Source organism: Bacillus sp. FSL K6-4563 (assembly GCF_038630405.1).
Classification (GTDB): Bacteria; Bacillota; Bacilli; order Bacillales; family Bacillaceae; genus Bacillus; species Bacillus pumilus.
In genome coordinates this window covers 1165986-1178728 of the sequence record NZ_CP152030.1, presented here as the reverse complement: position 1 = coordinate 1178728, position 12743 = coordinate 1165986, and the positions used below count along the sequence as shown (strand labels likewise).

The following is a 12743-nucleotide window of genomic DNA, read 5'->3' as shown; positions in this document are numbered from 1 at the left end:
GTCTTCATATATTGGTTGTACGAGCTCTATTAGACATGAGGTGAAATGGATGGAAACAGAATGGATCATATCCTTACTGATGATTATTGGCATCGATCTGATTTTAGGCGGAGATAACGCGTTAATCATTGCGATGGCTAGCCGCAGCTTGTCAAATGACAAACGCAATAAAGCCATATGGATCGGCACACTTTTGGCAGTGCTGATGAGAATTACAATGACAGGTGCCGCAGTTTATTTATTGACCATCCCTTATTTGCAATTTATCGGTGGACTTTTTCTCCTTTATATAGGATACAATTTGTTAATTGAGCAAAAGAAAGAATCAATTCGCATTAAAAGCAGCGGCTCCCTTTGGCGTGCGGTTCAGACCATTGTGATTGCCGACCTCTTTATGTCACTTGATAATGTGATTGCAGTTGCAGGAGCGGCAAAAGGGAACATGCTGCTGACCGCTTTTGGCCTGATGATTTCAGTACCGATTATTATTTGGGGAAGTAAGGTGATTCATGCCGCTTTCACCAAATTCCCGTTTCTTTTATACGGAGGAAGTGCTCTTTTGGCTTTTACTGGCGGTGAAATGATTGTTCGTGATGTGAAATTGAATGAATTTATGGCTCAGCATGCAACTCTTGAATTGATGCTTCCGTTTTTAACGGTCGTCATGGTCATTTTAGCCAGCCTGTTTTACGAACAAACGGCTGAAAATAAATAAAAAAAGCTGCCAAATGATCGGCAGCTTTTCGTTTTTCTATTAGTTAGCAAGTCGCTGAGCTTCTCTTAGTTGGAATGTACGAACCGTTCTTGGAAGAAAACGTCTAATTTCATCTTCATTGTAGCCAACTTGTAGTCTTTTTTCATCCAAGATGATTGGACGTCTTAAAAGACCTGGATGCTCATTGATCAGTTTATACAATTGTTGAAGAGGCATTGTCTCAACATTCACATTTAGCTTTTGGAATACTTTTGAACGTGTTGAGATAATTTCATCTGTACCGTCTTCAGTCATTCGAAGAATTTCTTTAATTTCATCGATTGAAAGAGGCTCTGAAAAGATGTTTCTCTCTTGATACGGAATATTGTGCTCTTCTAACCACGCTCTTGCTTTTCTACATGATGTACAGCTTGGTGATGTGTATAATGTTACCATAAATCTTCACTCCTCAATTTGTAGAATGAATATTGATCTGTATTCTTAAATTAAAATTGTTCTAAATAAGTAATCTTTATAGTGATTATACTATAAAAAAGTAAGTGTGAACAGATTTTCTTGCAATTTTTGTGACAAAAACTAGACAATTTCATTCATTTTCTCGTGTTGCTTGATGTCTGAACATTCTCATTTAGTCGAGATGATCGAAAATATTTTTTTGTTTTCTATTTTCAATGACCTTCAATACATCATCAACATCTTCATACGACTGCCCATACCATTCTTCATCTTTATACGTATGGATTCGTTCATAGGTTTTCCTCATAGCCTCCATCATTTCTTCTTCATTATCTGTAAGAGGCGACCAATAAAGGATTTCCATGCGGTTCACTTCATTTGTTGCAAGTGACCTGCGTTTATAACCGATTGATTCTGCATGCTTGAAGTGCTCTCTTTGGTAAAACTTTAGGCGTTTTGCAGTATCTGCATCATCTTCATCTACAGGCTCAACCTCAAGCAAGATCGGTTTCTTTTTTTCCTTCAGCTTATGAATGAGCTTTGATCCGAGGCCTTCACCTCTTGCATCTCTGGAAACAAATAAATAATCAATAAAGATAAAATTATCAAATTCGGCGTACATCATCACATGATGAGGTCCTTCCTCCTTATGATAAACATCACTTCTTTCCTTTAATAAAGCTTCCATATGCTCTTTTGACTTCATTTCTTCTATCGGGAAGTATTCACTGAGCTTTTCATACCAATTCATGGATCCGCTCCTTATGATATCGTTAAGAACCACTTCCTTAGATATTCCCGATTTCCTGCTATTTAAACGCCTGTACTAGTAAGACGCAGCAAAGTCTCCTCTAGTTTCACTTTTTTTCAAACAACAGAAAAAAAGTTTTATATCGAACGATTCATGAGTAATTGAAAACAGACAAACAGGATAAGTGTCATCCCAGTTTGGAACATGATGAAATAAAGATACTTGCTGCGCCGTGCTTCCTCTTTCTGATTGCTTGTTTTCCGGTGAAGCATATATTCCACGGAAAAAGACACGATGCCAATGAGCACCATAAATATGAGCATCCACTGTCCTCCATTTGGCTTTCTCAAAAAAGACGTTGAAAAAAGCATGAATACAATGAGAAAGTGAAAGAATGAATAACGAAACGTCTTCCATATCGACATCTGATTTCCTCCTAGAACCCGCTTGTTGTTAACTAGAAATTACCATCATCTCGTTTTTTTGTAAAATAAAAAAAAGAAGCACTGACATAGCAGTGCTCCTTCCTTCTTATAATTGTTTTGCCTGAAGCTCTTTGAATTCTTCCTCTGTGCAGCTCACAAAGTGACCTGGCTTCACTTCACGGAAATCAGTGTTTGTTCCTTTGTGAACGGACGGATCATACTTGATTCGCTTGCGGTTACGCTCATAATCTGGATCTGGAAGCGGAATCGCAGATAGTAATGATTTTGTATATGGATGAAGCGGGTTTTCGTATAATTCATTCGCTGGTGCCAGCTCTACCAATTTCCCGAAATACATCACGCCAATACGATCGCTGATGTATTTTACCATGGACAGGTCATGGGCAATGAATAAATACGTTAAGCCTTTTTCTTCTTGCAGTTCTTTCATTAAGTTAACGACCTGCGCTTGAATCGACACATCTAATGCAGAGATTGGTTCATCGGCAATGATAAAATCTGGCTCAACTGCTAATGCACGGGCAATTCCGATACGCTGCCTTTGACCACCAGAGAATTCATGCGGATATCTGTTTGCATGCCCTTTGTTCAATCCAACGGTTTCAAGCAACTGGTACACACGCTCTTTACGCGCTTGCTTTGATTTCGCAAGACCATGAATGTCGATGCCTTCTGCAATGATATCAAGGACTGTCATTCTAGGGTTCAGTGAGGCATATGGATCTTGGAAGATCATCTGCATTTGACGGTTGAACTCAAGCATTTTTTGTCTTGATTTCTTCCCGTGTACATTTTCTCCTTTATAAAGAACCTCGCCATCTGTCGCATCATAAAGTCTAATGATAGATCGGCCCGTAGTCGACTTACCACATCCAGACTCACCTACAAGACCTAGTGTTTCACCTTTGTAAATATCAAATGAAACGCCGTCAACTGCTTTCACCGTTCCTCTTGCTGTATGGAAATGCTGCTTTAAATTTTTGATTTCTAACAATTTTTCTGCCATGCTATTCACCCTCTTTTACTAATACAGGTTTTTCGTAGCTACCTTCTAGTTCACGCATTCTCGCCTTTACAGCAGCAGGCGGTTCAACTTTAGGTGCATTTGGATGAAGTAGCCATGATTTCACATAATGCGTATCTGATACTTTGAACATTGGCGGTTCTTGTTCAAAGTCAATTTTCATTGCATAATCGCTTCGGAGTGCAAATGCATCTCCTTTCGGCGGGTTTGTCAGATCTGGCGGTGTTCCTGGGATCGCAGTCAGCTTTCCTTCAGCTCCGCCATCTGTGTCTAGGCTTGGCATTGATGCCAATAGTCCCCATGTATACGGATGTTGTGGATTGTAGAAAATTTCATCAACAGTTCCTGTCTCAACAATCTGACCTGCATACATAACAGCTACACGATCAGCGACGTTGGCGACAACACCTAGATCATGTGTAATAAAGATAATTGACGTTTCAACCTTTTGCTGAATTTCTTTCATTAATTCTAAAATTTGCGCCTGAATTGTTACATCTAGAGCTGTTGTCGGCTCATCGGCAATCAATAGCTTTGGATCTGCTGCAAGTGCCATCGCAATGACAACCCGTTGTCTCATCCCGCCACTAAATTCGTGTGGGTATTGTTTGATTCTTTTTTCAGGCATTGCAATTCCAACAAGCTCCAGTAATTCAATGGCTCTTTTTTCAGCCGCTTCTTTTGAAATTTGTTCGTGCTTGAACAGCACTTCTGTAATTTGTTTCCCGACCTTCATCGTTGGGTTCAAGGAAGTCATCGGATCTTGGAAGATCATTGAGATGTCTTTTCCTCGAATGTTTTGCATTTGTTTTTCAGTTTTCTTGACAATATCTTGCCCATCAAACAGGATCTGTCCGCGCTTGAAATAACCCGGCGGCATCGGAATTAATCTCATGATGGCCTGTGATGTCACACTTTTACCAGAGCCAGATTCACCTACAATAGCAAGTGTCTCGCCTTTATTTAAGTGGAAGTTCACACCACGAATGGCTTGAACCTCTCCACCATATGTTTTAAATGAGATTGCAAGGTCTTTCACCTCTAGAATACGTTCACGTTCCATCCTAATCACTCCTTATTTACGCAACTTCGGATCTAAAGCGTCTCTTAGTCCGTCTCCAACCACGTTAAAACCAAACATTGTAATACAGATAAATGCGGCTGGGAACCATAATCTCCACGGGTAGTAAGTCATGGCTGGAATTCCGTCAGACGCCATTGTTCCCCAACTAGCTAATGGAGCTGGTACACCAAGCCCTAGATAGCTTAAGAATGCCTCCGTGAAAATAGCCGAAGGAATTGTTAGTGTCATCGTGACAAGAATTGGTCCCATTGAGTTTGGAATCAAGTGTTTAAATAAAAGTCTAGATGTTTTCGCACCTAATGTTTGTGCGGCAAGAACGTACTCTTGGCTCTTCAATTGTAAAACCTGTCCCCGAACAATACGTGCCATGTTAATCCAGCCTACAACTGTCATGGCGAGGATAATCGTTAATAATCCTTTTGGCAGAACAACCATCATTAAAATAACCATTAATAGTGTTGGGATTGCCCATAAAACGTCTGCGATACGCATCATCACTTCGTCCGTACGTCCGCCTTTGAATGCAGCAATACTTCCCCAGATAATACCGATGATCACGTCAAGAACAGCTGCTGCAAGACCGATAAAGATCGAAATTCTTGCCCCAACCCATGTACGAACAAACATGTCTCGGCCTAAATCATCCGTACCGAACCAGTGCTCTTTTGAAGGCGGCTGATCTGCATTAAGCAAATCTGTCGTAGAGTAATCATATTTAGAAAACACCGGAACGAAGATCGCCAGCATCACAACAATGAAAATAATTGTAAGCCCAACCATTGCAAGTTTATTTGCACGGAAGCGAAGCATAGCATCCTTCCATAAAGATAGACTAGGTTTAGAAATTTTTTCAGATTCTGCTGCATCAGCCGTCGCCGGCACAAATAAGTCTTTTCTCATCTCTTCCATGTGTTAGACCCCTTTCTTCGCCTTCGTCAGTTTAATTCTAGGATCGATAATACCGTAGAGGATGTCAACGACTAGAATACTGATTAATAGAATAATACTGTAGAAGACTGTGACACCCATGATGACGGTGTAATCACGGTTTGTAATACTTGTGACAAAGTGAGAGCCTAATCCAGGAATACCGAAAATCTTCTCCACGACAAAACTACCTGTTAAAACTGAAGCAGCCATTGGTCCCATGTAAGTAATGACAGGTAACAATGCGTTTCGAATCGCGTGTTTGATCGTCACAGCTGATTTTGTTAATCCTTTCGCTCTAGCCGTTCTAATGTAGTCACTGTTTAGCACTTCAAGCATACTTGACCGTGAAAGTCTAGCGATAAATGCCATTGGCATGAAGGAAAGTGCAATAGAAGGTAGTACGGTGCTGGCCCAAGACTCCCATCCTGCAACTGGGAAAATCGCTAAAATGCTTGCCTCAGATGCAAATACATATTGTAGTAGCGCCGCTAAAATGAAACTTGGAACTGAGATTCCAAAGATCGTTAAAATGGCAATCGTATAGTCTTGCCACTTGTTATGATAGAGCGCTGCAAGGACCCCAAACAATACACCAAATGCTAATGCGAGGAGAATTGCCTCAATTCCGAGGGTAAAGGAAACGGGGAACCCAGAACCGATTAAGTCATTTACGGTTTGTCCTTTATATTTAAATGAGGGACCAAAATCTAATTTTGCAACTGAACCTAAGTAGCTTACATATTGAACAAATAAGGGCTTGTCCAACCCGTAGTGCTCGTTTAGGTTTGCTTCAATTTCAGCAGGAAGTTTCTTCTCCCCAGAGAATGGACCACCAGGTGCTGCCTGCATGAGAAAGAAAGTTGCAGTTACAATAACAAACAGTGTGATTAAAATATATATTAATCGCTTACCGATATATTTAAGCAACGGAATTGCACCTCCATGATTTTACAACATTTTCTCTAATCAGCAAGAAAGGTATATGGAGAGACATCCTCCATATACCTTAAGATCCTTGCCGTAGATCTCTTACACTATACTCTTACTTTTCGAAATGAGCCCATTTGTATTGAACATCACCAAGTCCAGATACGACGACACCTTTAAGTTTTGGATCTTGTACCCAAAGCTGAGTGTAGAAGTAGATTGGTGCTATAGGCATATCGTCGATGATGATTTTCTCTGCTTTTTTCAGCATTTCTTCACGCTTCGTTTTATCTGTTTCTTTCGCAGAATCATTCAACAATTGTTGATACTCTTTGTTTTCCCATCCAGTGTCGTTGTTTCCACCGTCTTTATCTTTGTAAAGCTCAAGGAAGTTCACTGGATCGTTGAAGTCACCTAACCAGCCCATACGCCCAATTTGGTAATCTCCACTGTGGATTTTGTCGATGTATACGTTCCACTCAGAGTTATCAAGTTCAACTTTCACACCTAAATCTTTTTTCCACATTTCTTGAATTGCTTGTGCAATCTTTTGGTGAGCTTCATCTGTGTTGTAAGAAAGTTTCAATGCTGGAAGATCAGAAACTGACTTATAACCTAATTCTTTCACACCTTTTTCAAGAAATTCTTTAGCAGTTGCTACATCGTGATCTTTGAAGTAGCCAGTTTTGTTATCAGTAAATCCTTCCATTGTTGGAGGAACGATTGCCATTGCTGGAACTTGTTCACCTTGCGTAATTTTGTCAACAATTGCTTGACGGTTGATTGAGTATGCAAGGGCCTTACGGATGTTTGCATTATTTAAAGGTTTTGATTCTGTGTTGAATTTGTAGTTATAAATACCAGCGATCGTTTGAATTTTAAGACCGCCATCTTTTTTCAATGTTTGTAAAGATTCTGTTGGAAGGTTTCCAGTTGGAGAACCAGCCCAGTCAAGCTCACCTTTTTTGAACATGCTAAGCTCAGTGTTTGTGTCTTTGATCATAGACATGTTAATCTTTTTCAATTTCACAGTGTCTTTATCCCAGTATTCATTGTTCTTTTCAAGCGTGATAGAACCGCCATGTTTCCATTTAGAAAGAACGAATGGTCCGTTAGATACGTAGTTTTCACCAGCATTTGTGTACCAGTTTTTATTCTTTTCAGCCACTTTTTTGTTGACTGGCATATACGTATAGAATGCAGTTAGTTCAGTAAAGAACGGTGTTGGGTTCTCTAGCTCAACTACAAGCGTTTTGTCATCTTTTGCTTTAATACCAACATCAGCAACTTTCGCTTTCCCTTTGTTCGCTGCTTCAGCACCTTTAATATAGTAAAGCTGGTAAGCATATTGAGATTCATTTTTAGGATCTAATGCCCATTTCCAAGCATATTCGAAATCTTTAGCTGTGACAGGGTCACCATTAGACCATTTTGCATCACGAAGTGTGAATGTGTATGTTTTACCATCAGCACTTGTTTTGATATCAGAAGCCATTGCATTTTCTGGCTTACCTTCAGCGTTAATTCTTGTTAATCCCTCAAAAGTCTGACGGATGACACTTCCTGAAGTTGAATCATTTGCCAATCCCGGATGTAGAGAAAAAGGCTCAGTGGAGATATTCACATTTAGTGTTGTTTTAGCCTCTCCAGAACTGCTCGTGCTGTCGCCTGATTTGTTTCCGCTGAAACCACAAGCGCTTAATACAAGTGTGAAAATAAGCATTAAAGTAACAACAGACCAACGCTTTTTCAACTGTATTCCCCCTTATAATATGTTTTAGTTCAAAGGTCTCGATAGAAGATGAGATTCAGATTTAAGAAATAGCGTAAAAAAGTCCCTAAATAGCTTACTTTCTATTTCTTTTGTTTTTTCTGAATTTTCACTATGTAAAGAGCCTAGCACAAACGTGTGAACAAATTAATTATAATGAATAGAATAATTTATTGCAATATCAATTTCATATATTTTTAAAAAACGTAAATGGGGATAAAGAGGGATTTTTATAAACTAAAGTCTCAATCACTTCAACAAATTAAAGCGGAAATTGATTAAAATAATTTAACAAATTCAGCAGGAATAATGTTTTATACATATAATTAATCATCCTTTTTTAAAAAATTCTGACAGATAGTTGGTATTTTACCTAAAATTTTAAGTGTCAAACGACATGATGAGAATGTCACATGAGGGCTTCGTGACTTTTTCATGGTCATCCTTTATAATAGATAGACATAATGTTGCGATGAAAAAGAAGAGTACATATATTCACCATTAACAGAGAGTCTGCGGCTGGTGCGAGCAGATAATGGCATGTATGGAATGGGCTTTGGAGCAGCTAACCGAACACTTTTAGAAGTAAGTAGGCTTAGACGGAGCAGTCTCCGATATCAACGTCTTGAGTGATTTCCATGTGAAATAACAAGGGTGGTACCACGGTTCATTCGTCCCTTTTCTGTTGAAAAGTGATGGGTGGGCCTTTTTATATTGAAGAAAAGAGGTTTTAGTATGACAAAGAAGACAATTTTTTCAGGCATTCAGCCGAGTGGTTCGGTCACATTGGGGAACTATATTGGAGCGATGAAGCAATTTGTCGATTTGCAGCATGATTATCACGGCTATTTTTGTGTAGTCGACCAGCATGCGATTACGGTGAGTCAGGACAGGCTAGCCCTTCGCCAAAATATTAGAAGCTTAGCAGCTCTTTATTTAGCGGTTGGACTTGATCCGGAGAAGGCGACATTGTTTATCCAATCAGAGGTACCTGCTCACGCCCAGGCAGGATGGATGCTGCAATGTGTTGCTTATATTGGGGAATTAGAAAGAATGACCCAATTTAAGGACAAATCCGCTGGTAAGGAAGCGGTTGTTTCAGGACTATTAACGTATCCCCCATTAATGGCTGGCGATATCTTATTATATGGTACTGATTTAGTCCCTGTCGGAGAAGATCAAAAGCAGCATCTTGAATTGACTAGAACGCTTGCTGAACGTTTTAACCGCAAATACAATGACATCTTCACTGTACCTGAAGTGAAGATTCCAAAAGAAGGCGCTCGGATTATGTCTTTAGCAGATCCGGTGAAAAAGATGAGCAAATCCGATCCGAACCAAAAATCGTTCATTACTTTATTAGATGAACCAAAGCAGCTTGAAAAGAAAATCAAAAGTGCTGTGACGGATTCAGAAGGCATCGTTAAGTTCGACAAAGAGAACAAGCCTGGGATTGCCAACTTGCTGACGATTTACTCTGTGTTAGGTAACATATCGATTGCAGAGCTTGAGCAAAAGTATGAGGGCAAAGGGTATGGTGAGTTTAAGGGAGATCTTGCGAACGTCGTTGTTGATGCTTTAAAACCAATTCAAGATCGATACTATGAACTCATTGAGTCAGACGAGCTTGATCGCATTCTTGACGAAGGTGCTGAAAAAGCAAACCGCGCAGCAAACAAAATGCTGAAAAAAATGGAAAATGCAATGGGTCTTGGCAGAAAGCGCAAATAAAAAAAGCTTGCAGCACATCACGCTGCAAGCTTTTTCTAATTCACCTTTGATTCGTTTTCCATTTCCCAAAGTTTTTCAAAAAACGGCTGTCCCTTAATCATTTTTTCACAAAATGCTAAATGATTCTCTGACCATCCATCAATGGTTTCATTGTAAAGCATGTTCCAAATCTCTTCGAATGACATTCGTTTGATTTGATTGTACATGCGCGGATTCCATTCCGTATACCAATACGCAATCTCCGCCCTGTTTTGAAGACCTTTTAATTGATCGAGCGCCATAAACATTAGCTGCTTCAGCTGTCTTTCTTTTCTCGTTAATCCGCTGATGTGCTGCGGAGGCAAAGACAAAATATGATACTCCTTCGCCGACTCAAGACGGTCCTGAGAGAATTCATATTCCTCAGCCTTCACATCCTTCACCATTTCATACACCAATTGCTCCTGCCTTGGGATTAAGCGGCTTTTCCTCACAGGAATGGAATACCCAATCGTATCCACAGCAATAATTCGTATGCCGTCTGTCACCACAAAGCAATATTCTAATTTACGCCGTTCATGATTTTTTCGAATATATGATTTCTCAAAAACAGATTCTAGCAGCGTCTTCGGCAGCTCTGAAAGATCATTCTCTATGTAATCATACAAAGGACTCTGCACCTTGAGTAAAGGTACTTGATCTAACAGCTCCACACTGTCCTCCTTGCGCCACTCATGAAAATGACACACATTGTAGCCATTTTCTTCCCCTTCAAACCAATTCACCCATACGTCATGAAGAAATAACATAACCAATCCCTCACTTTATAAAAACTGTTGTCCACAGTATGGGCAAGGGATAGAGAAATTATTCCAACTTTATTAAACTTCAAGCGGAGTGAATGATGGCATGCTTTTCTTTATGACATAAAGAAAAGAAAGGGTGCCGCAGAGTCCCTTTCATCTTGTCATAAAAATGAGGCATTACTTTAACTTTTTAGGATCAAGCGCATCTCTCAGCCCATCTCCTAAGAAATTAAAGCATAAAACGGTCAGCAATATCAGTAAACCTGGGAAGAGCGGATACCACCACGCTTGCACCATAATCGAGAAGTTTTGTGCATCTTGCAGCATGTTGCCCCAGCTCGCTGTTGGCGGCTGTATGCCAAACCCTAGATAGCTCAGCGTTGATTCGGCTAAAATGACGGAACCGACTTTTAATGTAGCTGACACAATAATAGGACCGATACAGTTCGGTAAAATATGCGAAAAGATGATGACATGGTTTTTCGTTCCAATGGTTCTTGCTGCGAGTACGAATTCTCTTGTTCGCAGTGATAAAAATTCACTACGGATCAGTCTCGCGGTTGTGGTCCATCCGGTCAAAGCAAAGATTAAAATCAATTTATCAATGCCCGGTTTGAAAATAGTAACGAGCGTGATCAAGAGAAAAATGTCGGGAATCGACAACACGACATCCACAAATCTCATTAACAAGGAATCAACAAATCCTTTGAAATACCCCGCTACCGCTCCGACCACAGTGCCAATGGTAATCGCACCGACCACCGAAACGAAACCGACTAACAAAGACACCCTCGCGCCATAAAGCACCCTTGAGAAAATATCTCTGCCAAACTTGTCAGTTCCCATCAAATGCTCAACACTTGGCGGCTGGAGCCGTTTTAATAAATCTTGCTGCTCTGGTGCGTAAGGGGCAATCACAGGAGCGAAAATGGCTGAAAAGATAATGACCAATAAGATCACGGAGCCGGCAACCGCCAATTTATTTTTGAAAAATTTCTCGCAAAATAAACGCAGCATCGTCTCTGGCTTTGGCGGAAGACCCTCCTTTAATTTGAGATCAACAGGAGGTGTTCCCATATTAGGCTGTGCCAATTGTGCTTCAGCTCCCTTCTAATATTCAATACGCGGATCAACGATCGCATAGAGAATATCCGCAATTAAATTTCCAACCACCACGAGCACTGCGGAAATAACAGTCATCGCCATAATGACCGGATAATCTCTCGAAAAGGCAGAATCAATGAACAGCTTTCCAAGCCCTGGCCAAGTGAAAATTTGTTCCACCACGACTGCACCACCAATAAAGGATGGTATCATCAATCCAAAAATTGTAATGACAGGCATAAGACCGTTTCTTAACCCGTGCTTGAAAATGACTTTGTTTTCTCGAAAGCCTTTCGCTCTTGCGGTTCGAATGTAATCCTGCCTCATGACATCAAGCATACTCGACCTTGTGTACCGGGTGAGCCCTGCCATATCAGCGGTTGCTAAAACAAAGGCTGGTAAAATGATGTGATGAAGCCGGTCAAATACATTAAAATCGGCGTTTAAGGTAGAGACGCCGCCTGTCGGGAACCATCCTAAATTCACAGATAAAACCATTATTAGAATGAGTCCAAACCAAAAGTTCGGAATAGCCAGTCCGATAAAAGATGTAAATGTAATGCCATAGTCTAGCTTTGTATATGGACGTTTTGCTGAAAGAACACCGAATGGGATGGCGATGATCAGGGCAACTAATGTAGAAAAGATCATGAGGATGAGGGTATTTGGCAGCCGGGCAAAAATCAAATCAGCCACAGGCGTTCCCTTTTTAACAATAGAGGTGCCAAAGTCACCTTGAAGCATATTGCCAAGCCATTTCATATACTGCACATATTCAGGGTCGTTCAAGCCGTACTTATCAATAAAAGCTTCCCGGTCTGCCGCACTAATGGTTGGGTCCATCATAAGTGACATCGGATCGCCTGGTGCTGCTTTCATAATGGCGAAGGACAAAATGGTAATCCCGAATAAGATGGGAATGGAAAGCAGTGTCCTTCTAATGATATATGTAACCATATGCACAACTCCTTTTTCATCGGATCGCCATACTGTGATGAAAAAGGGCTAAAATGGTCTTT

At 40.4% G+C, this 12743-nt stretch carries 13 protein-coding genes and 1 other annotated feature; of the genes, 2 read left to right on the top strand and 11 right to left on the bottom strand.

All coding sequences use genetic code 11. From position 1 onward, the window contains the following. Positions 1-49: 49 nt before the first annotated feature. Complete coding sequence (locus MHH54_RS05715) at positions 50-715, top strand: TerC family protein (protein WP_106032344.1); 666 nt, start codon at positions 50-52, stop codon at positions 713-715. 39 nt (positions 716-754) lie between these two features. Here MHH54_RS05715 and spxA read toward each other — a convergent pair whose 3' ends face one another. The 8 genes from spxA to MHH54_RS05675 all read right to left on the bottom strand — a co-directional run bounded on the left by spxA (position 755) and on the right by MHH54_RS05675 (position 8086). Beyond that, positions 755-1150, bottom strand: coding sequence for a transcriptional regulator SpxA (spxA, locus tag MHH54_RS05710; protein ID WP_003211421.1), 396 nt, complete (start codon positions 1148-1150; stop codon positions 755-757). A gap of 193 nt (positions 1151-1343) precedes the next feature. Further along, positions 1344-1922: a GNAT family N-acetyltransferase gene (locus tag MHH54_RS05705; protein ID WP_058014295.1), complete on the bottom strand. Its 579-nt coding sequence runs from the start codon at positions 1920-1922 to the stop codon at positions 1344-1346. 137 nt (positions 1923-2059) lie between these two features. Then, positions 2060-2347 carry a hypothetical protein gene (locus tag MHH54_RS05700; RefSeq protein ID WP_050945281.1) on the bottom strand — a complete coding sequence of 96 codons (288 nt, stop codon included), beginning with the start codon at positions 2345-2347 and terminating at the stop codon, positions 2060-2062. Between the two features lie 106 nt (positions 2348-2453). After that, positions 2454-3374, bottom strand: a complete 921-nt coding sequence (locus MHH54_RS05695; protein WP_106029964.1) for an ATP-binding cassette domain-containing protein — start codon at positions 3372-3374, stop codon at positions 2454-2456. A gap of 1 nt (position 3375) precedes the next feature. Continuing rightward, the gene (locus MHH54_RS05690) at positions 3376-4464 is read right to left on the bottom strand and encodes an ABC transporter ATP-binding protein (RefSeq protein WP_095117782.1); all 1089 of its coding nucleotides are present in this window, start codon (positions 4462-4464) and stop codon (positions 3376-3378) included. A gap of 3 nt (positions 4465-4467) precedes the next feature. Then, on the bottom strand, positions 4468-5385 hold the full coding sequence (locus tag MHH54_RS05685) for an ABC transporter permease (protein ID WP_050945283.1): 918 nt from the start codon (positions 5383-5385) through the stop codon (positions 4468-4470). 3 nt (positions 5386-5388) lie between these two features. Next, entirely contained in the window at positions 5389-6333 is a 945-nt protein-coding gene (locus MHH54_RS05680) for an ABC transporter permease (RefSeq protein WP_050945284.1), read from the bottom strand. Positions 6334-6448: 115 nt separating this feature from the next. After that, positions 6449-8086 (bottom strand): peptide ABC transporter substrate-binding protein, encoded by a 1638-nt coding sequence (locus tag MHH54_RS05675; RefSeq protein WP_050945285.1) that lies wholly within the window; start codon positions 8084-8086, stop codon positions 6449-6451. A gap of 481 nt (positions 8087-8567) precedes the next feature. Then, positions 8568-8786 (top strand) — a binding site (T-box leader). A 53-nt stretch (positions 8787-8839) separates the two neighbouring features. On the opposite strand from MHH54_RS05675, the gene trpS reads away from it, so the two are divergent. After that, positions 8840-9835: a tryptophan--tRNA ligase gene (gene trpS / locus MHH54_RS05670; protein WP_106029962.1), complete on the top strand. Its 996-nt coding sequence runs from the start codon at positions 8840-8842 to the stop codon at positions 9833-9835. Between the two features lie 35 nt (positions 9836-9870). Here trpS and MHH54_RS05665 read toward each other — a convergent pair whose 3' ends face one another. From MHH54_RS05665 to MHH54_RS05655, 3 genes are all read right to left on the bottom strand, one after another. Beyond that, positions 9871-10623: a YjbA family protein gene (locus tag MHH54_RS05665; protein WP_050945290.1), complete on the bottom strand. Its 753-nt coding sequence runs from the start codon at positions 10621-10623 to the stop codon at positions 9871-9873. 174 nt (positions 10624-10797) lie between these two features. Beyond that, a complete protein-coding gene (opp4C, locus tag MHH54_RS05660) occupies positions 10798-11697 on the bottom strand; it encodes an oligopeptide ABC transporter permease (RefSeq protein WP_003212337.1) in 900 nt (299 codons plus the stop codon). Between the two features lie 33 nt (positions 11698-11730). Beyond that, positions 11731-12681 (bottom strand): ABC transporter permease, encoded by a 951-nt coding sequence (locus MHH54_RS05655; RefSeq protein WP_050945293.1) that lies wholly within the window; start codon positions 12679-12681, stop codon positions 11731-11733. Positions 12682-12743 lie beyond the last annotated feature (62 nt).

Bases quoted from the DNA above. Each gene is read 5' to 3' on its own strand.
- MHH54_RS05715 (WP_106032344.1), top strand. From the start codon at position 50: ATGGAAACAGAATGGATCATATCCTTACTGATGATTATTGGCATCGAT.
- spxA (WP_003211421.1), bottom strand. From the start codon at position 1,150: ATGGTAACATTATACACATCACCAAGCTGTACATCATGTAGAAAAGCA.
- MHH54_RS05705 (WP_058014295.1), bottom strand. From the start codon at position 1,922: ATGAATTGGTATGAAAAGCTCAGTGAATACTTCCCGATAGAAGAAATG.
- MHH54_RS05700 (WP_050945281.1), bottom strand. From the start codon at position 2,347: ATGTCGATATGGAAGACGTTTCGTTATTCATTCTTTCACTTTCTCATT.
- MHH54_RS05695 (WP_106029964.1), bottom strand. From the start codon at position 3,374: ATGGCAGAAAAATTGTTAGAAATCAAAAATTTAAAGCAGCATTTCCAT.
- MHH54_RS05685 (WP_050945283.1), bottom strand. From the start codon at position 5,385: ATGGAAGAGATGAGAAAAGACTTATTTGTGCCGGCGACGGCTGATGCA.
- trpS (WP_106029962.1), top strand. From the start codon at position 8,840: ATGACAAAGAAGACAATTTTTTCAGGCATTCAGCCGAGTGGTTCGGTC.
- MHH54_RS05665 (WP_050945290.1), bottom strand. From the start codon at position 10,623: ATGTTATTTCTTCATGACGTATGGGTGAATTGGTTTGAAGGGGAAGAA.
- opp4C (WP_003212337.1), bottom strand. From the start codon at position 11,697: ATGGGAACACCTCCTGTTGATCTCAAATTAAAGGAGGGTCTTCCGCCA.
- MHH54_RS05655 (WP_050945293.1), bottom strand. From the start codon at position 12,681: ATGGTTACATATATCATTAGAAGGACACTGCTTTCCATTCCCATCTTA.